The organism is Methylovorus sp. MP688, from assembly GCF_000183115.1.
GTDB lineage: Bacteria > Pseudomonadota > Gammaproteobacteria > Burkholderiales > Methylophilaceae > Methylovorus > Methylovorus glucosotrophus.
In genome coordinates, this window is sequence record NC_014733.1 from 1,824,105 (window position 1) to 1,847,318 (window position 23,214).

Sequence of the window (23,214 nt, forward strand, 5' to 3'; positions counted from 1 at the left end):
CTTAAACCGGCCGGATAGTGGTCCAGAGCCGGGTAAAACTTTCCACCCTCACCGGCAGAGTGCGCACCAGGGTTTGCAATACGGAGTCAATATCATCGAGCGGGAATGCGCCGGAAATCCGCAGCGCCTGCACCGCGGGGTCACATTGCAGGCGGCCACGCCGATAGCGTGCCAACTCCTTGATAAAGTCGCCCAGTGGCATTTCATAAGCCACCAGCATGCCTTTGCTCCATGCGCTATCAGTGCTTCGCGCAACTGCGGTCGGCCCCAGAGTCTCATCATTGAAATCGACACGCTGACCGGGATAGAGCGTGATGCGCACTTGCGAGCCGTCGGCAGGCCTGATCGCCACCGCACCCTCGAATACGCTCACTCGACTGAAGTCCTGGGTATCGCGCACCATGTAGCGCGTGCCAAGCGCGGTGATTCTGCCGTAGCGGGTATGCACGCTGAATGGCCGATTCTGCGGATCTGCATGGCCGGTCTCAATCAGCAATTCGCCTTGCAGAAGTTGCACAACACGATGCTCCGCGCTGTATTCGATATTGATCGTGGTATCCGTGTTCAGCACCAGGCGGGTGCCATCTTCCAGCACCAGTTCGCGCCGCTCTCCAATCCCGGTATCGTAATCCGCCAGTAACTCCTGCCATGGTTGCGCACGCCAGCCATAAGCGCCGAGTATGCCGATCGCCGCAATCCCCGCCAGCTGCTTGATGGCGCGACGACGGGACGGCGATGGCAGGCCCAACGTGGCGAGACCAATGTCAGGCGAGATTTCACTGAATTGCTGATTGATCGATTCGAGCTGCCGCCAGGCTTCACGATGCTCCGGGCTGGCATCAAGCCAGGCTTGCCACAGCTGTCGATCACGCGAAGTCGCATGTTCATCCGCCAGCTTGGCGTACCAGCGACTGGCGGCGACCAGAGCGCCTGAGGCCTTCATTCCCATCCGGCATCCTGTTTGACCAGCAGACAATGCAGCAATGCTTTGCTGATATAACTGCCCACCGTGCGCGTGGATACGCCCAGGCGCTGGCTTATTTCCAGATAGCTAAGCCCCTCCAGCTGCAACATCAGATAGGCATTGCGGATATGCGCGGGCAAACCGTTGAGCATATTGTCCAGCTTGATCAGTGTTTGCAGCACCATGGCTCGTGTTTCAGGCGATGGCACTTCTGTAGGGGCAATATGCATGAGCGCTTCGAGATAAGCCTTCTCAAGATCATTGCGGCGCAATTGGCTCACCATCAGGCCATGTGCGATGGTCGTCAGGTAAGCCCGCGGCTCGAGGATGGCTGAGAGATCACGCTTGAGAAGCAAGGTGAGGAAAGTATCCTGCGCCAGGTCGGCGGCACCCGTAGGGTTACCCAACTTGCGACGCAGCCAGGCTTGCAGCCAAAGCTGATGGTCCTGGTATAAGCGTTGAATTAAATCGTGCTGCTCAATTGCTTGCATGGCCAGCTCTGTATCATGAAATTATGAGCTGACAGTGCAAAATGGATACCAACACCATAAGATGTTGATTATTATTGACTTATTAATTTCACCAATTTAGAAGTTGGTTGAAACTGGCTGTAATCAGCCAGGACGAGCAGCCAACATGGCTGTTTATAACCACCTTGGGACCAGCGGACTAGAGGGCGCCAAATACCTTTTTAAGCAAGCTGCTGGCTTGCCCCATCGGGTCATTTCGGATGGCTTTTTCTTCCTCGGCCATCATCAGGTAGACGCCATCGAGGGTTTTCTGGGTCACATATTGTTCAAGGGTCGCCTGATCTTTTTTCACCAGGCCAAACTGGCTGCCCATCTCGGCAAACTTGTTGTATTGCTGCGCCAGTGCGACATTTTCGGTGGCTTTTTTGACGATAGGCAGGAATTTCTCAGCCATGGGGCCGGAGGTGGTTCGTTTGAAATATTGCGTGGCGGCGTCGTCACCACCGGTGAGGATATTCTTGGCATCGGTAACACTCATGCTTTTTACCGAGTTTACCAGCAGCGTCTTGGCTTCAGGCACAGCAGCTTCGGCCGCGCGGTTCATCTTGAGCACCAGTTCATCTGCCTGGTCGCCCATGCCAAACATGCGCATGGCTTTTTCGGCTTTCTTCAGATTATCTGGCAGGGGGATTTTTACCTGCGGATTATTCAGAAATCCATCCACGGCCCCCAGTTTGCCCACGGCCTTGCCTGCGCCTTGAATCAGCGCTTCCTTGAGCCCATTGCTGGCATCCTTGTTACTGAGCGAGCTAAGGTCAGCACTGTAAGCGCTCAGGGTAAAAGCAAGCAGGGTCAGGGTTGTGAGCAAACGGGACATGATGAATATCCATAAAGGGCATGAGGGAATCACAGTCTACCGCAAAAGAAAGGGCGTGCAAGCTTGCACGCCCCGAGGTTTTTATGACGGCATGAAATGATCAACCGCGGATGGGATGCACTTTCCAGATGTTGTTGGCGTATTCGCCTATGGTACGGTCACTGGAGAATTTGCCTACGCGGGCGACATTCAGAATGGCGCGGCGCGTCCACTCCTCCTGATCCTCATACAGCCGGCCCACGGCATCCTGCGCATCAATATAGCTCTGGTAATCCGCCAGCAGCAGGTAGTTGTCGCCTTTGTGCAGCAGAGTGTCAAAAATCGGCTGATAGCGGTCTGGCTCATCCACCGAGAAGAAACCGCCGGCAATCATATCCAGCACCTGGCGCAGCTCTTCATTGCCATGGTAATAATCCCAGGGGTTGTAACCACGCGCCTTGAGCTCGGCGACTTCCGGCGTGGTGAGGCCGAAGATGAAGATATTCTCATCACCCACCTCTTCCTTGATTTCAACATTGGCGCCATCCAGGGTACCGATGGTCAGAGCGCCATTCAGGGCCATTTTCATGTTACCTGTGCCCGAGGCCTCGGTACCTGCGGTGGAAATCTGCTCGGAAAGATCACTGCCTGGGAACAGCAATTCGGCAGCGGAAACTTCGTAGTTGGGATAGAACACCACCTTGAGTTTATCGCCCACTGCCGGGTCATCATTGACGATGGCGGCGACATCGTTGATCAAGCGAATAATCAGCTTGGCCATCCAGTAGCCCGGCGCAGCCTTGCCCCCAAAAATCACCGTGCGCGGCGTAATGCTCTCGGCCTTGCCACTGCGGATGCGGTTGTACAAGGTGATGACATGCAGCATGTTGAGCAGCTGACGCTTGTATTCGTGTATGCGCTTGATCTGCACATCGAACAGGCTATTGGGGTTGAGGCTGATGCCCGTGAGCTTGGTGATGCGGGCTGCGAGGCGGATCTTGTTCTGTAGCTTGATCTCGCGGAATGCCTGACGGAAATCGGCATCTTCGGCCAGCGGCACAATGCCCTGCAACTTGCTCAGGTCTTTGTGGAAGCCCTCGCCTATCACCTTGGCAAGCAAGGCGGTGAGCCCAGGGTTGCACTGGTTAAGCCAGCGGCGCGGGGTAATGCCATTGGTGATGTTGATGAATTTGCCGGGATAAATCCGGTTGAAATCGGCAAACAAGGTGGTTTTGAGCAGCTCACTATGCAGCGCGGCAACCCCATTGACCGTGTGACTGCCGATCACAGCCAGGTGCGCCATGCGCACGCGGCGTCCGTGGGTTTCATCAATGATGGATACGCGGCTCAGCAGATCGGTATCGCCGGGGAAGCGGTGATTCACCATCTGCAGGAATTCGTGATTGATCTTGTAAATGATGCCCAAGTGGCGCGGCAACAGACGGCCGAACAGATCAACCGACCAGGTCTCCAGCGCTTCCGGCATCAGCGTGTGGTTGGTGTAGGCAAAAATCTTGACCACCAGCTTCCACGCATGGCTCCACTCCAGCCGGTGTACATCGACCAGCTGATACATCATTTCGGCCACGGCAATCGCCGGATGGGTGTCGTTCAGCTGAATCGCCACCTTTTCCGGCAGCATGTTCCAGTCGTGATGATTGGCAAGGAAACGGCGCAGGATGTCCTGAATCGAGGCAGAGACAAAGAAATACTGCTGTTTGAGGCGTAGCTCCTTGCCTGAGACCGAGGTGTCGTTGGGATAAAGCACCTTGGAGATATTCTCGGTGGCATTGCGCTCTTCCACGGCTTTTTCGTAATTGCCATCGTTGAAATGCATGAGGTCAAACTCACGCGTAGCCTTGGCCGACCACAAACGCAGGTTGTTCACGGTTTCCGTGCCATAGCCGGGAATCGGCACATCATAGGCCATGGCGACAACAGCCTCGGAATCCACCCAGTGATATTCAATGCCCTGCTCGGTGGGGAACTCCACCACATGCCCGAAGAAGCGCACGATATAGGTACTCTCGGGGCGCTGGAATTCCCAGATATTGCCGTAGCGCAGCCAGTTGTCCGGATTTTCGATCTGCTGACCATGGCTGATGGACTGGCGGAACATGCCGTATTCATAGCGAATACCATAGCCTGTGCCGGGAATATCCATGCTGGCCATGGAATCAAGGAAACAGGCCGCCAGACGCCCCAGGCCGCCATTGCCCAGCGCAGCGTCGGTTTCCATCTCCACTACCTGCTCCATATCGCGCCCTAGCGCGTGCAGGCCTTCGCTCACTTCCGGTGCTATGCCCAGATTTAGGGCAGCATTGGACAACATGCGCCCAATCAGGAACTCCAGCGAGAGGTAATACACGCGCTTGGGGTCACGCTCCTGATAAGCCTCGGAGGTCTTGACCCAGCGTTCCACCACATGGTCGCGAACGGTATAGGCGGTCGTGGCATACCAGTCACGAGGCGTTGCCGTTGCACTGGTTTTAAATGCCGAAAATATCAGGTGGTTCTGTAAAGCCTGTGCTATCGGGGTTTTTTCAGTAGTAACGGTGGGAGTGAACTCGGAGGGCTGGGACGCATTTGAACTTATCATGGCGGTTAGATTCCTGTCATATATCTGGAGATTCAGTACAGGCTAACGGCCCACCGTGATCTGGAGATGACATTCCCAGGCAGGAAAATCCACTCAAAATACCAGCAGGCGCGCAGCGCACAGTGACGACTTGTCATCTAGTCTAGCAAAAAACAAGCCCGTTTAATGTGCGAATGTGGACCACCCAAAAGCAAAACCCCGTCAAGAGACGGGGTTTTGTTGATGCAACAGACAGCAGACAGAGCTTAGTTTGTAGCAGGTTCGCTAACAAACCCCAGCTTTTGCACGCCTGCATTCTTGGCATCGGCCATCACCTTGGCGATGACTTCGTAGCGGGTTTCTTTGTCGGCGCGCAGATTGATATCAGGCTGCGGCTCTTTCTTGGAAGCCTGCTCCAGCTTGAGCACCAGTTCGCCTTCCACCAGCGGGGTATCGTTCCAGTAAATCTGCCCGGCGTTATCAATCGAGATGGTGAATGACTCGGGTTTTTCTGGAAGAGGCTGGCTGCTGGCTTGCGGCAAGTCAATGCGCACAGCGTGGGTAAGCAAAGGCGCGGTGATGATGAAGATCACCAGCAGCACCAGCATCACATCCACCAGCGGCGTGGTGTTAATCTCGGCCATCGGCGCAGAATGGCTGCCCGAGCCAAAACCGTTGCCTGAACCTATCATGCTGTCACCTCTTTAAGGTGACTTTGGGGCTTTAGTGCGCTTTCTCCTGGCGTATTGCCATGAGTCAGCGGAGCACCCGTGGTCAGCAGCACATGCAGATCGTTGGCAAAGCTGTCCAGTTGCGCCATCAGCACGCGGTTGCTGCGCACCAGGGCGTTGTAAGCCAGCACTGCAGGAATCGCCACGGCCAGACCAAATGCCGTCATGATCAGCGCTTCACCTACCGGGCCTGCCACCTTATCCAGTGTCGCCTGACCGCTCATGCTGATGCTGGCCAGCGCGTGGTAAATACCCCATACGGTACCAAACAGACCAACGAAGGGTGACACGCTGCCGACCGATGCCAGGATGGTCAAGCCGTTTTCCAGCCGCGCACCTTCATCGCTGATAACGCGACGCATGCTGCGTGCGACAAATTCGTCCTGATTGCAGGCATCCGCCAGACGCTTGGAAGCGTGACGCTGATGATGTTCTGCGGCTTCGACTGCCTGATTGGCAAGGCGCGACATCGGGGTGGAGACACCGTTTTCACGGATAGCCACTTCCAGCGAGCTGGCATCCCAGAAACGCTGGCTGTAATTGCGCGACGCTGCACGCAGGCGCAGGGACTGGATGCCTTTCACGATAATCAGGTACCAGCTGGCGACGGACATGACCAGCAGACAGAGTGCAACGGTGATGGAAACCACGCCGCCATCGGTAATAAAGGCCAGACTATTAAACTCGTAACCGCTTTGCATGCAATATTCCTTCTTGTTTTAACTAAATAATAATGGTGCTTTTGACAATATTCTGACTAGTCGTGCAGCGAATAGCTCATCGGCACAATGGCGTACACACTTACCGCCTTGCCATTCTTGCGATACGGCGTGAAGCGGGCTGCCTTCAGCCACTCTACCGCCGCATTGTCCAGTCGTTCAAATCCGGAGCGTTCCAGCAGCTGAATGTCTTCCGGCATGCCAGTGGCTGAAATACGCACCTTCATCTTGACCTTACCCTCCTCTTTCAAACGCTTGGAGAGCGTGGGGTATTTGCGCTCAGGCTCATACAGGTAAGCGACGCCCGTCACCAGTTCTGGCTCATGCGTTTCAGGTGGCGGTGGAGGTGGTGCTTTTTCCACGATCTCGGCTGGCGGCGGTGGGGGCGTAGGCTTGGCTTCCTCTACTGCGCGCGGCGCTTCTACCGGGGCAGCAGGCTGAGGTTCAGCCACTTGTGGCTGCGGTTCGGGCGTGGGCTTGATTTGCTGTTTGACCGGCTTTTGCTTTTGAATCTTGACGACCGGCTTGGGGGGAGTGGGTTCGGGTTGTGGCTCTTCGGTGATGGACTTGGGGTCGCTCACGAGATTGACCACCATAGGCGTATCCGGCTGCTCGATGCGCACCTCTTCTGGCTTGAGCCAGACCACTGCTGCAAAGATCGCGGCATGGGCCAGCAATACCGCCAGCAGTGCTGAATACGAAGCACGCGATGGTGTTTGCCCGCCCTGGTTGCCACCGCGCGGCTTGAGGCCACGGATCATGGCAATCGGCGCTTGCGCTGGTTGGAATGAAGGCTTGACCAGCCTCATTTCAGTGTACATTCCCTACCCCATTCATCATTGCATCGTTTCTTTCTCGTACCGCATTAAATATAGCCATTCTGGCTGCGCCCTCCTGCAGCAATTCTGCCAGGGAGCCAAACGCCTGCATGTCCAGCCTCAGGCTAAGCGCACCTACTTCCAGCTCAGCCACATTGCACTCTTCGCAGAATAATATCCTGCAGCCTTCGTTACCCGCGAGCACAATGCGCTTACAAGGATTTTCCGGTTTCATGCGAACTCCTTACTTCGTCAGAATCAGCTTGCCCTGACGGGTGAGCCGCAGACGATAGGTTTGATCGCCGTGCGCAATCTCCAGTTCGCGTTGCCCATTAAACAGCTCCTTGCTGTCGAGCTGACGCAGTTTCGCGTTCGTCATGGACGGTTGCACACCGGCATCCGCTCCTCGAGGTGCATCTGTTAACAATGTCGTCGCTGTCATATGACCCTCACTTGAACCTGAAATAATTGAACCTGAGCCTAGTCACTCAGGATAAAACAAATGATAACGATTCTCAATTAGACGGTCAAGCCTAATTTTACAATTGATTATTCACCTTGAATAGCCATGAGAACAGGGAATTTTTCCCTAAAAAAAACGGCCGCCAGCAACGACGACCGAGAGAGGAGACCAGGAACAACCAGCAGAACTAGAGTCTGTTGGCGTAATACTCAACCACCTGCTGCACATCCACGGGGAATGGCACATCTTCAGCAGCAGGCAAATGCGCGATACGGGCAACGCGCTGTGTATCATCCCAACTCAGCCACTCAGGCCGAATCAAGGGCATATCTTTAAGTGTTTCATTCACAATAGGAATCTGCGCACTGGCAGGCTTCAGGCTGATTTCATCCCCCACGCGCAAACGGATGGAAGGAATGCTTACCACCTTGCCATTCAATTGCAGGTGACGATGCGATACCAGCTGACGGGCAGCCGCAATGGTGGGGGCGAAGCCCGCACGGAATACCACGTTATCCAGACGACGCTCCAGCAACTGCAGCAAAGTTTCACCGGTAGGTGCCTTGCCACGGCGCGCATCCACCATCAGGCGACGCAATTGGCGCTCGGACAAACCGTAGTTGAATCGCAGCTTCTGCTTTTCCATCAGCTTGATGCCGAAGTCTGATTTCTTGCGGCGCACAGCCTTGGCACCATGCTGGCCAGGCGGCGTTGGGCGCTGCTCTATGCTTTTACGGGAAAGGCCTGGCAGATCGACGCCCAATGCGCGCATGACTTTCAGACGAGGGCCGGTAAAACGGGACATACTCTATACTCCGATATCGATAATGTTAGTTTTATTGCAGATGACGACTGCCAGGCACTACCACCGCCTGCATGGCATGCTGCTCATGGGCAATCGCTTCCCAGTCGCGCATCAGCCGCTGGGCCACTTCCGATACCAGTTTGGATTCGGCATATTGCGGAGCAGTCAGCTTGCGTGAAAGATCCAGGGCCAGCTCGGCAAGCTCAGCCGATGGATGACTTGCATAACGTGCCGTCACGCAGCACAGCGAAGCCAGTACGGCATTCGCATTGGGCAATTCTGGATCAAATATCGCTTCTTTGGGTTTCACGGACTATCCTTGTTAACCAAGTTTTAATAATGATAATGATTCGCATTTGTTAAGTCAACACGCATCATGAAAATTCGGGTAAAGCCGCCCCAAATAAAAAAGCCACCGCAACTGCGGTGGCTTGTGTTTCTAGCGCGGCAATCTCAGGGAAATCAGACTTTACGACGATATGTCACAAAACCCATCAGCCCCACCCCCAAGAGCAGCATACCGTAGGTCTGGGCTTCTGGCACTGGCGATACACCAGAAATACTGTAAAGACTAGTCGTGCCGCTGACTTCGTTGGCAATCGACAGATAGTATTTGCCATCACGCACAAAGGTCATCAGGCCTTCAGGTGCCACATCGCCATCGGTCACGATCATATCCAGGAAGCTGGCCTTGCTGGGGTCGGTAATGTCATAAATCGCCACCGCACTTTTCAGGGTGCGCTCCAGACCGATGAAGGCCAAGGTGCGGCCACCCAGTTCGAGCAAGGCAACACCTTCCGGCTCTACGCCCTTGTCATCGCTGCGACCATCATCGTAGATGCCCAGCTCAATGGCCTTGGCATCCAGCTGATTACCACTATCAAACACAATGGCGCCAGAAGCATCGCGAATCGAGAAGGAACGGGCACCAAAGGTGACCAGATTGCCCGGGGTGGAATCCGGCACAGAAATATTCAGCTCTTTCAAATCTGCCGGTGCAGATGCTTTCAAAGCTGGAACATCTTTTACGCGCGCCTTGTCGCCGTCATCTTCACGGGTATCCCCTTCGTTCGCCATCACGATAAAGGTTTTGCCACCCACTTCATAAGCTGCCATTGAATCTGGCTGGTAAAGACCCTTCACGTCGCTGGCGCGCAGTTCAACCTTGCCATCCTTGTGGTTGGGATCGATCCAGTTGCCAACCTGGCTGAAATCTTTGGTGCCAAGACCAATCACACTGCTGAAGCTATTGGTCTTGAGATCCAGCACACCCATCGCGTTGGCTTCCTGCAGGGATACATAGGCTTTGGTGCCTGCCTTGTTCACCGCAATATATTCGGGCTCGTAATCCATGCCCGTATTGGTGCGGATGTTGCTGCCGGTGGTCGGTACGCCGGTGAAGCCAGCATTTGTGATCACACTGCGTGATGTCATATTGATGATGCTGACACTGCCAGCAGGGTCATATCCTGCATAGTTGGTCGGCGTGGCTTCATTGGCCACCAGCAGACGCGAGCCATCTGCTGTAAAGGTCAGCATATCAGGCAAGGCACCAACCGTGATTGAGTTCACGCCGGAGGTCAGCGCGCGGCTGGAAGTATCAAACAGCTTGACCACACCAGGGGCGGTACGATCCACAGTGGATTCGATGGCGAAAGCGGCCAGGCCATTGTGAATGGCTACACTGTTGATCGAGCCATAGGCGGTCGTATCAATATGCTGCACCAGACTGCCGCTGCTCGCGTTCAAGACATCAACGCCATTGATACCCGCCACCCATACGGTGTTGGTGACTTTGTCATAGGCCGAAATTTCAGAGGTTTGACCAGCCACGCCGGTGGATGCGTGGTTATATGTCCAGAGTTTGCTCAGACTCAGCGTGTCTGCAGCGTAAGACATCGCCGGCAGGCAAAGGGCGGAAACCGCCAGTGTGATCAGTTTCTTTGTCATCTTCCCATCCTTGTTATTAGGTGTGTGATTGGTGTGTGTGTTCAATACCTGCGTGCAACAGGCAATGTTAATTAATGTAAAGATGATGTGTGACAGGATGATGAAACCGAGCAGTTACAAAGGATTGCAGACATAAAAATGCCCTGGCAAGCGGGGCATTGGGGATCATCACTGTGCGCGATGTATTAGCTGATCAGGCTATTCATGCGACGCACAAAACTGGCCGGGTCTTCCAGTTGCCCACCTTCTGCCAGCAAAGCCTGATCAAACAGCAGGTTTGCCAGGTCGGCAAAACGGCCTTCATCCGACTCGGTCTTGAGCTTGGCAACCAGCTTGTGCTCAGGATTCACTTCCAGGATAGGTTTGCTATCCGGCGTTTTCTGTCCGGCAGCCTTAAGCAGGCGCTCCAGATTACCCGAGAGATCGTTTTCACCCGCCACCAAACAAGCCGGGGAATCGGTCAGGCGGTGCGTTACGCGCACTTCCTTCACGCGTTCGCCCAGCGTCGTTTTCACGCGCTCAATCAGATCACGCGCCTCTTCTTCCACCTTCTTCTGCTGCTTTTTTTCGGCTTCATCTTCCAGATTGCCCAGGTCGAGGTCGCCCTTCGCCACTGATTGCAAGGCCTTGCCATCAAACTCGGTCAGGCTGGACAGCATCCACTCGTCCACGCGGTCAGACATCAGCAGCACCTCAATGCCCTTCTTGCGGAAAATTTCCAGGTGCGGACTATGCTGGGCAGCGGCAAAACTATCGGCCGTGATGTAGTAGATCTTGTCCTGGCCTTCCTTCATGCGGCCGATGTAATCCTTCAGCGACACCACTTGCGCATCGGTATCGGCATGGGTGGAAGCAAAGCGCAGCAGGCCTGCGATCTTTTCACGGTTGGCAAAGTCTTCGCCCGGGCCCTCTTTCAGCACGCGGCCAAATTCCTTCCAGAAACCGGCATACTCTTCCGGTTTGTTTTCCGCCAGGTCTTCCAGCAGACCCAATACCTTTTTCACCGAACCGGCCTTGATATTGTCGATATCGCGACTGGACTGCAGGATTTCGCGCGACACATTCAGTGGCAAGTCAGCGCTATCAATCACCCCGCGTACAAAGCGCAGGTATTGCGGCATCAGCTTCTCCGCATCGTCCATGATAAACACGCGCTTCACGTAGAGCTTGATGCCATGCTTGCGCTCGCGGTCATACAGATCAAGCGGCGCGCGGCTTGGCACATACAGCAGCGAGATATATTCCTGCTTGCCTTCTACGCGGTTATGGCTCCAGGCCAATGGGTTTTCAAAGTCATGCGATACATGCTTGTAAAACTCCTGGTATTCCTCGTCGCTGATATCGCTCTTTGCACGCGCCCACAAGGCAGACGCCTTGTTGACGGTTTCATCTTCATCGGTTGGCACCTGCTCGCCATCTTTCCACTCCGACTTTTTCATGATGATGGGCAAGGTGATATGGTCGGAATACTTGCGGATGATGCTCTTCAGCTTCCAGTCATTCAGGAACTCATCTTCGCCTTCACGCAGGTGCAAGATGATATCGGTGCCCCGGCCAGCTTTCTCAACGGCTTCCAGGGTGTAGTCGCCCTCGCCTGCCGACTCCCACTTCACGGCTTCATCGCTGCCCGCACGGCGGGTAATCAGGGTGACCTTGTCAGCCAGAATGAACGCCGAGTAAAAGCCCACGCCAAACTGACCAATCAGGTTGGCATCCTTGGCCTGATCACCGGTCAGGGACTGGAAAAACTCCTTGGTACCAGATTTGGCAATGGTGCCGATATTGCTGATGACTTCAGCGCGGTTCATGCCGATACCGTTATCCGAAATCGTCAGCGTACGGGCATCCTTATCAAAGGACACACGAATCTTCAAATCACTGTCATTGCCATACAGGCTGTTGTCAGACAGCGCCTCAAAGCGCAATTTGTCTGCTGCATCCGAGGCATTGGAGATCAGCTCGCGCAGCACAATTTCCTTGTTGCTGTAGAGCGAATGAATCATCAACTGCAACAGTTGTTTTACTTCGGCCTGAAAACCTAGTGTTTCTTTTTGAATGGTGTCGGTCGACATATAAACTCCCATGGTAAAACTTTGGTGTTGGTAAGAAGCAGGCTGTATGAAATCAGGGTTCATACATGCATAAAAACGTGCTTATAAATTTGGGGCATTCGTCATATTTTCAAGTGCGATTTTGCTAAACTGACGCAGGACAGCCGGGGAGCAAACATGATCAAGGTAAAACCGCTCGACAATAACAAGTTTGAAGTTGAAGTGACCAGCCGCTCAACAACCACGCATGTGGTCACGGTACAGCCGGAATATGCCCGAAAACTGGCGCGGCAAGATGAAGACACCGTGTCGCTGGTCATGCGCTCCTTCGAATTTTTGCTGGCGCGTGAATCCAACACCAGTATCCTGCGCAGCTTTGATCTTTCCGTGATTGCGCGCTACTTTCCGGAATACGAATCCGAAATTCAGCGATAGCGGACATTAAGCCCCGCTGATTGCCTTAGCCAGACTTGGTAATGGGCCGAGCAGCGGGTCGTTTGGGTTTTCAGCCCTTGCTTTTCGCCACGCGGCGGCAGGCATCTGAACAGTATTTGACGCTATCCCAGTTTTTTTCCCACGCTTTACGCCAGGTCATGGTGCGACCACATTGCACGCAGGGTTTGCTGGGGAGGTAGGCCTTATTGCCTTTGAATTCCCTGGAAGGCATGGTGCATGCCTCAGGTCGAGGAGAGAAGCTTCAGTAACAGCGCGGAAGCGGCCATGCCAAATGGCGCAGTCACGCAAACGGAGGAGCCATAGCCGGCACAGTTGAGGCCGCTAAGCCCGCCATCAGCCTCGCAGCTTGCATCCGGTTTCTGGATGGGTTCATCGGAGTAAATGCAGGGAATGCCAAATTTGGCCGGGGCTTTATTGCCAGAAGGCGCGCGGGGAAAGCCATGGTCACGCCGCAGGCTGTTGCGCACCTTGGCAAGCAGTCGATCGCCGTGAACCTGGGCCAGATCAGCATGGCGGATACGGGTGGGATCCAGGCGACCACCAGCACCACCCGTCACCACCAACGGCAGCTTGTGGCTACGGCACCAGGCGGCAATCGCCACTTTGGCGCGTGCATCATCAATCGCATCAATCACGCCATCAAAGCCCTGTCCCAGCATAGTTTCTACATTCTCCACCGTGACAAAATCTTCTATCTGCGCCACCTGCGCCCGTGGATTAATCCGCTGGATGCGCTCGGCCATGGCCGTCACTTTGGCCTTGCCCAGCTCGCCATCCAGCGCATGCAGCTGGCGATTGATATTGGATTCGGCGATGTTGTCGAGGTCAATCAGCGTGATACGGCCAATCGCATTGCGCGCCAGCGCCTCCGCGGCCCAGGACCCGACGCCGCCTATGCCGATCACGCAGACATGCGCCGCCTGAAAACGCGCCAGCGCCTCTGCGCCATACAGACGCCGCACGCCACCAAAGCGTCGCTCCATATCCACATCCGGCGTATCAGGGATTGCGCCCTGCCCGGCATCAGACTGGTTGGTAGACGAACGCAATGCCATGGCCTACTGCCCGCAATACAGGCGCTTGATGGTGGCAAACGGTGTGTTGGCGAGAATGCTCTTGGGCGGCTCAGCGCCCAGGTTTTCGATCACATCGTTGACCTTGAGTGTGCCGCCAAGAAAGGTTGAGGTATTTTTATCGCAATCAATCGACACATGGTTGAGCATTTCGCTACCCTCGTCATAGGTCGACTTCAGCATGATGGAGAAGAAACTGCGATCGGTATTCCAGCGTACGCTCTGGTTACTGAGGTACAAGCGGCTTTTGCCCCCCACGTCCAGTTGCTGCCAATCATTGATAATGGGGATTTCCACGCAGAATTTCTGGGACAAGGCTTCCAGCGTCGCCGTCTTGCTGACCATGGTCGTGGGCTTGGGCTTATCGAACACCTGCGTCAGCTTGCCATCCTTGAGCGTGCTCATGCGGGTCATGATGAAAGAGCTGGCATCGCAATCAAACGACAATGTGCTCAGGGTTTCCTGGCTTTTATCGAAGGGCACGACCCGGGTATCGACCATGAAATGGCTGCCGTCGGCGTATTGCTTGATGGATTGCCGATTGTAAAAGACTTCGGATACCTTGCTTTTGCCTATGGACTCCCATTGACCTGCAATGGAGCGCACGCCACAGAAACTGCCTTTCAGCTGGTCAGGCATGGAATCACGCACAATGGCGCTGGCCGGCTTGGGCGTCTCAAATTCGCTCAGTACCTGGCCATCCTGGGTTTTGCTACCGCTCAGATAGGCGTAGCTGCTGTCCTTGCAGTCCACGCGTATGGTCGTCAGCCACTCGGCGCTGTCAGGCTGCACCACGCGGGTACTGATGGTGAATGCGGTCTTGCTGGCTTCCCATTCCAGGGTGCCGATATCGATGTAATGCTTGCCGAAACTGCTTTCGCCCAGGAGATTCCAGTTGGCCGCATGGGCAGGCATGACCAGGCCCAGGGACAGCAGGGAAAACACCAGCTTGAGTAATCGAGAATTCACCATCACGCCTTTTCCAAAACGACAAACGCAGCCGCCAGGGCTTTTTCATCGCTGATTGATAAATGTTTGTGCACGATGCCTTTGGCATCGAGCAAGCTTTGCAATTCTTGCGCCAGCACCAATATGGGTTTGCCCAGCTCATCGTGGCCGACCCCAATATTCTCAAACGCCGCAGGCCCGCGAATACCGGTTCCCAGTGCCTTGGCAAAGGCTTCCTTGGCGGCAAAGCGCTTGGCGAGAAACCGCGCACGGGTCTTGCTGGCAAGGTACTCATCATACTCGGCCGCAGTCAGTATGCGCTCGGCAAATGCATCGCCAAAGCGCGCCAGCGAATCCTCAATCCGCGATACCTCAACGATATCGGTACCTATGCCGAAGATCATTGCGCGCCCTGCTGCATCGGCAAATACTGGGAGCAGATCATTCGGCTTTGGCCGCCTGCAGCATCAGGACTTTCATTTCACGCACCGAGTATTCCCAACCGACAAAAATGGCATGCGCCACAATGGCGTGGCCGATGTTCAGCTCTTCAATACCCGGGATCGCCGCGATCAAATGCACATTGTGAATATTCAAGCCATGCCCGGCGTTAACCACCAGGCCCAGCTTGCGCCCATGCGCAACGGCGGCCTGCACGCGGGCGAGCTCATGCGCCTGCTCTTCCGGGGTTTCTGCATCGGCAAAGGTCCCGGTGTGGATTTCAATCACCGGAGCACCTGCCGCTTTGGCGGCATCAATCTGCGCAATATCAGGGGCGATAAACAATGACACGCGGATGCCCGCATCGCGCAATACCTGGCAGGCATGGCTCACCGCCGCCAGATTGCCCGCTACTTCCAGGCCACCCTCGGTGGTGCGTTCTTCACGCCGCTCTGGCACCAGGCAGACATCCTGCGGTTTCACCTGCAAGGCAATGCCCAGCATTTCTTCGGTCACCGCCATTTCCAGATTCATCTTGGTTTGCAGCAAGGGCCGCAGGGCAAAGACATCGGCATCCTGAATATGGCGGCGGTCTTCACGCAAGTGGATGGTGATGCTGTCGGCGCCCGCCTCTTCCGCGCGCAACGCGGCTTGCACCACGCTGGGGTACTGGGTGCCACGCGCCTGGCGCAGCGTGGCGACATGGTCAATATTGACCCCGAGTTTAATCATGATGGAGTAACTTTCATTGATGACAGTAAGAGACAGCCTGGGCTGCCCGGCACTACAGGCCTTGCAAGTCGATCAGCAACTGCCGCGTATGCAGCGGCTTGTCACCGAGATAATGCGCCAGCAGCATGCGCATCAATTGCTTGCTTTGCTGCTGGGTCTGGCTATCGGCGTAATCATCCCGCGCCATGTCCAGCAGGGTTTTGCCACGCAATTGTACGCGATTGGCCGCAGGCAGTGGAGTAGCACCGGTGCAGGCGCCACGCTCGGCTACGTATTCATAGACACGCTCCGCCTCTATCGGCTGGTCGCGCTCATCGTTCAGCAGAGGAACGGCATAGCCCATCTCCTGCAGCATGCGCAATTCAAAGCGGCGCAGGCTGGTGGCATGCTCGGCGCTCTGCGACAGGGTACGCAAGGTATCGCCGTAGTAAGCAAACAGGGCATCGTGGCTATCTTCACGCGGCAGCAAGCGCAGCAGCAGCTCGTTCATGTAAAAGCCGCACATCAGGGCATCGCCCTGCAACAGCAGCAGGCCACTGCCCCACTCCAGGCTATGCAGGGTCTTCAGCTCCGCCTTGCCTGACCAGGTGGCAAGCAGGGGTTGAAAGGATTGCAGCATGCCGCGCATGGCGGAGCGCGGACGGCGGGCGCCTTTTGCCACTGCCGCTACACGCCCAAAATCGCGGCTGAACAGCTCCACAACCAGACTGGTTTCCTTGAAAGGATAGGTATGCAGCACATACACCGGCTGATTGTCTTGTTTGTGGAGGACGGCCATAAGAAGAATTAACTGCGAATAAAATCAGATGGATTCAGGGGCAACCACCACACCGGGCATCCGCAGCCTGCAGGCTCGCGAAAAACCGAGGCAGTCACCGCTTGGCAGCAATGCCGAGAGGATTGATCATCAATGACAATCAATACCCCAGGGACTTGAGGGCGCGCTCATCATCCGCCCAGCCGCCTTTGACCTTGACCCAGGTTTCGAGCCAGACCTTGCCACCAAACAGGTTTTCCATATCCTGCCGCGCTTCAGTGGAAATCTGCTTGAGCTTGGCGCCGCCCTTGCCTATCAGCATGGGCTTCTGGCTTTCCTTGTCGACAATAAAAGCAGCATGAATACGGCGCAGATTGCCTTCCATTTCAAATTTTTCAATTTCAACAGCGATGCTGTAAGGCACTTCATCGCCCAGGAAGCGAAAGGCTTTCTCACGCAGAAGTTCGGCTGCCAGAAAACGCTCATTCTTGTCGGTCAGCTCATCTTCGCCATAAATGGCCTCCTGCTCTGGCAGATGCTGGCGCACGGCCTGCAGCAGTTCATCCAGATACAGGTTTTTCTTGGCGCTGACGGGCACGATGGCGGTAAACGGAAATTCAAGATCAAAATCCTGGATCAGCGGCAGCAGGTTGCCCTTGTCGCCCATCAGGTCAGCCTTGTTGACCACCAGCAATACCGGCTTGTTGCGCGGCAGCATGTTCAGCACCAGGCGATCGGCCTCGCCCAGATGCATGGGTTCAATCACGAACAGCACCACATCCACCTCGGCCAGCACCTGCGTCACGGTCTTGTTCAGACTGCGGTTCAGGGCATTCACATGCTTTTGCTGGAACCCGGGCGTATCCACAAACAGGTACTGGGTATCGTCGGTGGTATGAATGCCCAGCAGGCGGTGGCGCGTGGTCTGCGCCTTGCGCGAGGTAATGCTGAGCTTGAGCCCGAGAATGTGATTGAGCAGCGTGGATTTGCCGACGTTGGGACGGCCCACAATCGCCACGGTACCGCAGCGAAAGGGAGAAGCAGGAGTATTTTCAGTGGTCATATAAAGTCTTTTCGCTACGAGGTAGCTGTAAGTTGCTGGTAGGCACGCTCGGCGGCCTGTTGCTCGGCCGCGCGGCGGCTGGAGCCTTCACCATGGGTGACCAGCTTGAGTTTGGGGATGGTGCAATCCACCTTGAACAACTGGCAATGCGCCTCGCCCTCGGTGGCTGTCACGGTGTATTCGGGCAAGGCGATCTTGCGGCCTTGCAGGTATTCCTGCAGCAGGGATTTGGCATCCTTGCCTATGGATTTGGGGTCTATGGCTTCGAGCAAAGGCGTGTATAGCCTGACCACCAGCGCTTCGGCGGCAATAAAACCAGCATCGAGAAACACTGCGCCGATAATGGCTTCCAGCGCATCGGCCAATACGGAAGGACGACGCCAGCCGCCGCTTTTCAATTCGCCCTCGCCCAGTTTCAGCATGTCTCCCAGTTGCAGGCGCTGGGCAATCTCGCAGAGGGTTGGCTCCTTGACCAGATGCGCGCGCAAACGGCTGAGGTCGCCTTCTGGCAGTTTGGAAAAACGCTGGAAAAGCTGGTTGGCGATAATGCAGTTCAGCACACCATCGCCGAGGAATTCGAGGCGCTCGTTGTTACGCGCACTATGGCTGCGATGGGTCAGTGCCTGCGTCAGCAGTTGCCCATTGGTGAAATCATGGCCTAGCAGCCGTTCCAGTCCGGTTTGTGACATCCGGATCAGGGCGATGCCGAGGCATCGGTAGAGGCGGTGAAATCAATCAGCACGCTGACATTGGCGATAATCGGGATCACTTTCTGGTAATCAATGGACACCGTGTTCTGACCCGCCGCATTCTTGCCCACCACCAGATCCTTGGCATTCACATCGCCGATCTCGTCTATCATCGCCGCCTTGGTGTAGACATCCATGATTTCCTTGCGGCTCATGCTCTCAAAGCCAGGTTCCTGGCTGATCTTTTTCAAGGTTTTCTTGATGGTGAAATATTCAACATAGGCAGGTGTCAGCTTCATGCCTACCATGACCACGAACAGCCCCGCGGCAATAAGCAGCACCAGCCCGATAAAGGTAATACCACGTTGACGGTTCATGTTGATCAGCCCCTAGTTGATGGTGTTGCCAATTCTGCCGAAATTATCAAAATTCCACCAGATGAAAAACGCCTTGCCGACCAGATTCTCTTCCGGCACAAAGCCCCAGAAGCGACTGTCATTACTGTTATCGCGGTTATCGCCCATGGCAAAGTAATGCCCGGGCGGCACTTCCACTTCGCCATCCAGCGAGGGCTTTTCTTCTTCCAGCAGGATATCGTGCTTGTGCTCGCCCAATTGCTCCTGGTAACGCTTGGTCACCACCATGCTGAGGCCGGAGCCTACATACTGGTAGTCATCCGCGTAGTTCACATCCAGCTTTTTGCCATTGATGTAGAGCTGCTTGTCACGATAGGCAATCTTGTCGCCAGGCACGCCGACCACACGCTTGATGTAATCAATCGACGGGTCCTTTGGATAATGGAATACGAAGACTTCGCCACGTTGCGGATGGCGGATCTCGAGAAAGGTATTGTTGAGAATAGGCACGCGCAGGCCGTAGATGAATTTGTTCACCAGGATGAAGTCGCCTGCGATCAGGGTAGGCATCATGGACGCGGATGGAATCTTGAAGGGCTCGACCACGAAGGAGCGGATCATGAACACCACCAGAATCACCGGGAAAAAGCTTTTGGAATATTCCACCAGTACCGGGTCTGCCTTGCCTGCCGGGCGGCGCTTTTTCAGCACCAGAATATCCAGCAACCAGATCAGGCCGGTGACAGCCAGGATAACCACCATAAACAGTGCGAACATCATTTGTCTTCTACTTTCAGAATCGCCAGGAATGCTTCTTGTGGAATTTCCACATTGCCCACTTGCTTCATGCGTTTTTTACCTTCTTTTTGTTTCTCAAGCAGTTTTTTCTTGCGGGTAATATCGCCGCCATAGCATTTTGCCAGCACATTCTTACGCATGGCTTTCACGGTTTCACGGGCAATGATGTTGGCACCAATGGCCGCCTGCACCGCCACATCAAACATCTGGCGCGGAATCAGCTCGCGCATCTTGGCACACAACTGGCGACCACGGTAGATACTGTTGGCGCGGTGCACAATCAGGGATAACGCATCCACGCGGTCACCGTTGACCATGATATCCAGCTTGACCAGATCGGCCGCACGGAACTCGAGGAATTCGTAATCCATGGACGCATAGCCACGCGATACGGATTTCAGCTTGTCAAAGAAATCGAGCACCACTTCGTTCAACGGCATCTCGTAGCTCAGCATGACCTGACGCCCCATATACTGCATATTGCGCTGCACGCCACGTTTGCCATTGCACAGCGTCATCACCGGGCCCACATAATCCTGTGGCATCAGCAGATTGACGTTGATCACCGGCTCGCGGATTTCATCAATGCGCGAAGGCTCAGGCAGGCGCGATGGGTTCTCGATCTGCACGACCTCACCGTTTTTCAGCAACAGCTCATAGACAACGGTAGGCGCCGTGGTAATGAGGTCCATGTCGTACTCGCGCTCTAACCGTTCCTGCACGATTTCCATGTGCAAGAGACCGAGGAAGCCGCAACGGAAACCAAAGCCCAGGGCAGTGGAGTTTTCCGGCTCGAATTGCAGCGAGGCGTCATTCAGGCGCAGTTTTTCCAGGGCATCACGCAAGGCTTCAAACTGATTGGATTCCACCGGATACAAACCGGCGAACACTTGCGGCTTCACTTCCTTGAAACCAGGCAAAGCTTCGGCAGCAGGCTTGTCGGCCAGCGTCACCGTATCGCCTACCTTGGCACTGGTCAGTTCCTTGATACCAGCAATGATGAAACCCACTTCACCGGCGGATAAGGATTCCTTCTGGCGTGACTTGGGGGTGAATACACCCACCTGCTCGCACAGATGCACAGCACGCGTGGCCATCATGCGAATCTTGTCTTTGGGCTTGAGGGTGCCGTCAATCACGCGCACCAGCATCACCACGCCCACGTAGTTATCAAACCAGGAGTCGATGATCAGCGCTTTCAATGGCTTGGTTGGATCGCCCTCAGGTGGCGGAATGCGGGCAACGACGGCTTCAAGCACATCGCGCACGCCTTCGCCGGTCTTGGCCGAGCAACGCACGGCATCGGTGGCTTCCACGCCAATCACGTCCTCGATTTCCTGAATCACGCGCTCAGGGTCTGCCGAGGGCAAGTCGATCTTGTTCAGTACCGCTGTCACCTCCACACCGAGATCAATCGCGGTGTAACAGTTGGCCACACTCTGCGCTTCCACGCCCTGCGATGCATCCACCACCAGCAAGGCCCCCTCACAGGCAGACAGCGAACGGCTCACCTCATAGGAGAAGTCGACGTGCCCTGGGGTATCAATCAGGTTAAGCTGGTAGATCTGGCCATCCAGCGCCTTGTATTGCAGGGCTGCAGTCTGCGCCTTGATGGTAATGCCGCGCTCACGTTCCAGATCCATGGAATCCAGCACCTGCGCTTCCATTTCGCGATCCGAAAGACCGCCGCACAGCTGAATGATGCGGTCAGCCAGCGTGGATTTACCGTGATCAATGTGGGCAATGATGGAAAAGTTACGAATATTTTTCATGAGGTCCGTTTGCAATATATAGCGAGGAAAGTCCATGCGTCCAAGCCTGATCGACACTGAGGTCAGACCGCCCGGCCGCCACCAGTACCGGCGTGCGGAAAGCGCTGCCGGTCGGGACTTTCAACCTGTTTCAAATCAGCAAGCCTGCTCGCGGCATAACTGATTCAGCCTGCCGCGAATATAGCAAAAGGGCGCCGAAGCGCCCTCTTACATTCACTAGTACGTGATTTTACCGTAAAGCAGGCCTAATAGCACTGCTGATCACGGCTATTTATCCGCCGCGAGCTTCAATGGTACATACAAGGTGTTGTCATCGCGCTGTACCAGCAAGGCCACGGTTTTACCACTAGCCACACCCGCGAGCTGCTTGTTGAACTGCTCCAGGCTCTGCACTTCGGTGTTGTTAAGACCAAGCACCACATCGCCACGGCGTATGCCTGCCTGAGCAGCAGCGCCCTGCGCATCCACCACCAGCAGGCCATTCTTGCCGCTCAATTTGCGCTTCTGCACTGGCGTCAGCTCGCGCAGCACCAGGCCAAGACGGTTCACTTCTGGCTTGGCCGAGCCTTTGGGCGTTGGCGCAACGCCATCTTTCTCAGTAGGTGCTTCGCCCACGGTGATGTTGAGAGTCTTGGTGCTACCCTTGCGCAAGACTTCTACCGGCACGGTTTTGCCAGGCTTGGTAGCTCCAACAATACGCGGCAGGTCAGAGGAAGTCAGCACAGGTTTGCCATCAAACTTGACGATGACATCGCCCGCTTCCAGACCACCCTTCTCTGCAGGAGCGCCTTTTTCCACACCCGCAACCAGCGCACCGTTAGTGCTCTTCATGCCGAATGAATCTGCCAGATCCTTGGTGATTTCCTGAATGCCGATACCCAGCCAGCCACGGGTCACCTTGCCGTTGGCTTTCAGTTGGTTGGACACATCGATCGCCACATCAATCGGGATGGAGAATGAAAGGCCCATGGAGCCACCGCTACGGCTGTAGATCTGGGAATTGATGCCCACCACTTCGCCACGCAAATTGAACAGCGGGCCACCCGAGTTACCTGGGTTGATTGCCACGTCGGTCTGAATGAAAGGAACAAAGTTTTCCTGCGGCAAGGCACGGCCCTTGGCGCTGACGATACCGGCAGTCATGGTGTTTTCCAGACCGAACGGTGAACCGATGGCCGCTACCCATTCGCCGACTTTCAGCTGATTGGGGTCGCCTATGGTCACCTTGGGCAGGTTGGTCGCATCAATCTTGATCAGTGCGACATCGGTACGACGGTCAGAGCCTATGATCTTGGCCTTGAATTCGCGCTTGTCGGACAACTTCACCAACACTTCGTCGGCTTCATTGACCACATGCGCATTGGTCAGGATATAACCATCATTGCTGATGATGAAGCCCGAACCCAGCGACTGCGATTTGTAATCCTGTTGCGGAGCGCCGTTACCCTGGCCTGGCATGCCGGGGATGCCGAAGCGACGCAAAAATTCGCCCAGCGCCGGATCATCTGGCATGCCGGGGAATGGCACTGTGCCTTCCGCCTGGCCATGCATCACCTGCGTGATGCTGATATTGACAACCGCTGGCCCCTGCTTTTCCGCCAGCTCGGTAAAGTCGGGCAAATCCTTGGCCGACGCGGTTCCTGACACTGTGATAAGGATCGCGCAAGTGGCGATTATTTTCTTAAGCATGCATACACCTCATTCGTACATCGGTTAAATGACAG

General features: G+C 55.2%; 26 protein-coding genes. 1 reads left to right on the forward strand and 25 read right to left on the reverse strand.

Translation table 11 applies throughout. The features are described from left to right. Position 1: 1 nt before the first annotated feature. The 13 genes from MPQ_RS08645 to htpG form a co-directional block, all read right to left on the reverse strand. Positions 2–949, reverse strand: a complete 948-nt coding sequence (locus tag MPQ_RS08645) for a FecR domain-containing protein (protein WP_041362217.1) — start codon at positions 947–949, stop codon at positions 2–4. Further along, the gene (locus MPQ_RS08650) at positions 940–1,455 is read right to left on the reverse strand and encodes a sigma-70 family RNA polymerase sigma factor (protein WP_013442538.1); all 516 of its coding nucleotides are present in this window, start codon (positions 1,453–1,455) and stop codon (positions 940–942) included. Before MPQ_RS08650 ends, MPQ_RS08645 begins: the two co-directional genes overlap by 10 nt. Before the next feature lie 178 nt (positions 1,456–1,633). Then, a complete protein-coding gene (locus MPQ_RS08655) occupies positions 1,634–2,311 on the reverse strand; it encodes a DUF4197 domain-containing protein (protein ID WP_013442539.1) in 678 nt (225 codons plus the stop codon). Between the two features lie 100 nt (positions 2,312–2,411). After that, the gene (locus MPQ_RS08660) at positions 2,412–4,889 is read right to left on the reverse strand and encodes a glycogen/starch/alpha-glucan phosphorylase (protein WP_013442540.1); all 2,478 of its coding nucleotides are present in this window, start codon (positions 4,887–4,889) and stop codon (positions 2,412–2,414) included. A gap of 245 nt (positions 4,890–5,134) precedes the next feature. Next, positions 5,135–5,560, reverse strand: a complete 426-nt coding sequence (locus MPQ_RS08665) for a biopolymer transporter ExbD (protein WP_013442541.1) — start codon at positions 5,558–5,560, stop codon at positions 5,135–5,137. Further along, positions 5,557–6,300: a MotA/TolQ/ExbB proton channel family protein gene (locus MPQ_RS08670; protein ID WP_013442542.1), complete on the reverse strand. Its 744-nt coding sequence runs from the start codon at positions 6,298–6,300 to the stop codon at positions 5,557–5,559. Before MPQ_RS08670 ends, MPQ_RS08665 begins: the two co-directional genes overlap by 4 nt. A gap of 56 nt (positions 6,301–6,356) precedes the next feature. After that, the gene (locus MPQ_RS08675) at positions 6,357–7,139 is read right to left on the reverse strand and encodes an energy transducer TonB (protein ID WP_238525292.1); all 783 of its coding nucleotides are present in this window, start codon (positions 7,137–7,139) and stop codon (positions 6,357–6,359) included. Further along, a complete protein-coding gene (locus tag MPQ_RS08680; RefSeq protein ID WP_013442544.1) occupies positions 7,129–7,371 on the reverse strand; it encodes a hypothetical protein in 243 nt (80 codons plus the stop codon). Before MPQ_RS08680 ends, MPQ_RS08675 begins: the two co-directional genes overlap by 11 nt. A gap of 9 nt (positions 7,372–7,380) precedes the next feature. Next, entirely contained in the window at positions 7,381–7,515 is a 135-nt protein-coding gene (gene hemP, locus MPQ_RS13730) for a hemin uptake protein HemP (RefSeq protein WP_202943907.1), read from the reverse strand. A gap of 271 nt (positions 7,516–7,786) precedes the next feature. Next, complete coding sequence (rpsD, locus tag MPQ_RS08685; RefSeq protein WP_013442546.1) at positions 7,787–8,404, reverse strand: 30S ribosomal protein S4; 618 nt, start codon at positions 8,402–8,404, stop codon at positions 7,787–7,789. Positions 8,405–8,435: 31 nt separating this feature from the next. Beyond that, complete coding sequence (locus tag MPQ_RS08690; RefSeq protein ID WP_013442547.1) at positions 8,436–8,714, reverse strand: hypothetical protein; 279 nt, start codon at positions 8,712–8,714, stop codon at positions 8,436–8,438. A 152-nt stretch (positions 8,715–8,866) separates the two neighbouring features. Then, positions 8,867–10,354: a choice-of-anchor I family protein gene (locus tag MPQ_RS08695; RefSeq protein ID WP_013442548.1), complete on the reverse strand. Its 1,488-nt coding sequence runs from the start codon at positions 10,352–10,354 to the stop codon at positions 8,867–8,869. Between the two features lie 185 nt (positions 10,355–10,539). Beyond that, complete coding sequence (gene htpG, locus MPQ_RS08700) at positions 10,540–12,426, reverse strand: molecular chaperone HtpG (protein WP_013442549.1); 1,887 nt, start codon at positions 12,424–12,426, stop codon at positions 10,540–10,542. A 156-nt stretch (positions 12,427–12,582) separates the two neighbouring features. Between htpG and MPQ_RS08705 the strand changes: the two genes are divergently transcribed. Further along, the gene (locus MPQ_RS08705; protein ID WP_013442550.1) at positions 12,583–12,840 is read left to right on the forward strand and encodes a hypothetical protein; all 258 of its coding nucleotides are present in this window, start codon (positions 12,583–12,585) and stop codon (positions 12,838–12,840) included. Positions 12,841–12,910: 70 nt separating this feature from the next. On the opposite strand, the gene MPQ_RS14285 is transcribed toward MPQ_RS08705, so the two are convergent. From MPQ_RS14285 to MPQ_RS08760, 12 genes are all read right to left on the reverse strand, one after another. Beyond that, on the reverse strand, positions 12,911–13,072 hold the full coding sequence (locus MPQ_RS14285; protein WP_013442551.1) for a DUF2256 domain-containing protein: 162 nt from the start codon (positions 13,070–13,072) through the stop codon (positions 12,911–12,913). A gap of 10 nt (positions 13,073–13,082) precedes the next feature. Continuing rightward, a complete protein-coding gene (locus tag MPQ_RS08710) occupies positions 13,083–13,916 on the reverse strand; it encodes a ThiF family adenylyltransferase (RefSeq protein WP_013442552.1) in 834 nt (277 codons plus the stop codon). Positions 13,917–13,919: 3 nt separating this feature from the next. Further along, positions 13,920–14,906: a hypothetical protein gene (locus MPQ_RS08715; protein ID WP_041362219.1), complete on the reverse strand. Its 987-nt coding sequence runs from the start codon at positions 14,904–14,906 to the stop codon at positions 13,920–13,922. After that, the gene (gene acpS, locus MPQ_RS08720) at positions 14,906–15,286 is read right to left on the reverse strand and encodes a holo-ACP synthase (RefSeq protein ID WP_013442554.1); all 381 of its coding nucleotides are present in this window, start codon (positions 15,284–15,286) and stop codon (positions 14,906–14,908) included. The genes MPQ_RS08715 and acpS overlap by 1 nt, the downstream gene beginning before the upstream one ends. Before the next feature lie 37 nt (positions 15,287–15,323). Beyond that, positions 15,324–16,055: a pyridoxine 5'-phosphate synthase gene (pdxJ, locus tag MPQ_RS08725; RefSeq protein WP_013442555.1), complete on the reverse strand. Its 732-nt coding sequence runs from the start codon at positions 16,053–16,055 to the stop codon at positions 15,324–15,326. A gap of 52 nt (positions 16,056–16,107) precedes the next feature. Continuing rightward, positions 16,108–16,833, reverse strand: coding sequence for a DNA repair protein RecO (gene recO / locus MPQ_RS08730; protein WP_083801058.1), 726 nt, complete (start codon positions 16,831–16,833; stop codon positions 16,108–16,110). A 139-nt stretch (positions 16,834–16,972) separates the two neighbouring features. Further along, complete coding sequence (gene era / locus MPQ_RS08735; RefSeq protein ID WP_013442557.1) at positions 16,973–17,875, reverse strand: GTPase Era; 903 nt, start codon at positions 17,873–17,875, stop codon at positions 16,973–16,975. Between the two features lie 14 nt (positions 17,876–17,889). Continuing rightward, a complete protein-coding gene (gene rnc, locus MPQ_RS08740) occupies positions 17,890–18,564 on the reverse strand; it encodes a ribonuclease III (protein WP_013442558.1) in 675 nt (224 codons plus the stop codon). Positions 18,565–18,569: 5 nt separating this feature from the next. After that, a complete protein-coding gene (locus MPQ_RS08745; protein ID WP_013442559.1) occupies positions 18,570–18,941 on the reverse strand; it encodes a DUF4845 domain-containing protein in 372 nt (123 codons plus the stop codon). Positions 18,942–18,953: 12 nt separating this feature from the next. After that, positions 18,954–19,700: a signal peptidase I gene (lepB, locus tag MPQ_RS08750; RefSeq protein WP_013442560.1), complete on the reverse strand. Its 747-nt coding sequence runs from the start codon at positions 19,698–19,700 to the stop codon at positions 18,954–18,956. Beyond that, positions 19,697–21,490, reverse strand: a complete 1,794-nt coding sequence (lepA, locus tag MPQ_RS08755) for a translation elongation factor 4 (protein ID WP_015830417.1) — start codon at positions 21,488–21,490, stop codon at positions 19,697–19,699. The genes lepB and lepA overlap by 4 nt, the downstream gene beginning before the upstream one ends. A gap of 267 nt (positions 21,491–21,757) precedes the next feature. Further along, entirely contained in the window at positions 21,758–23,179 is a 1,422-nt protein-coding gene (locus MPQ_RS08760; protein WP_013442562.1) for a DegQ family serine endoprotease, read from the reverse strand. Positions 23,180–23,214: the final 35 nt, after the last annotated feature.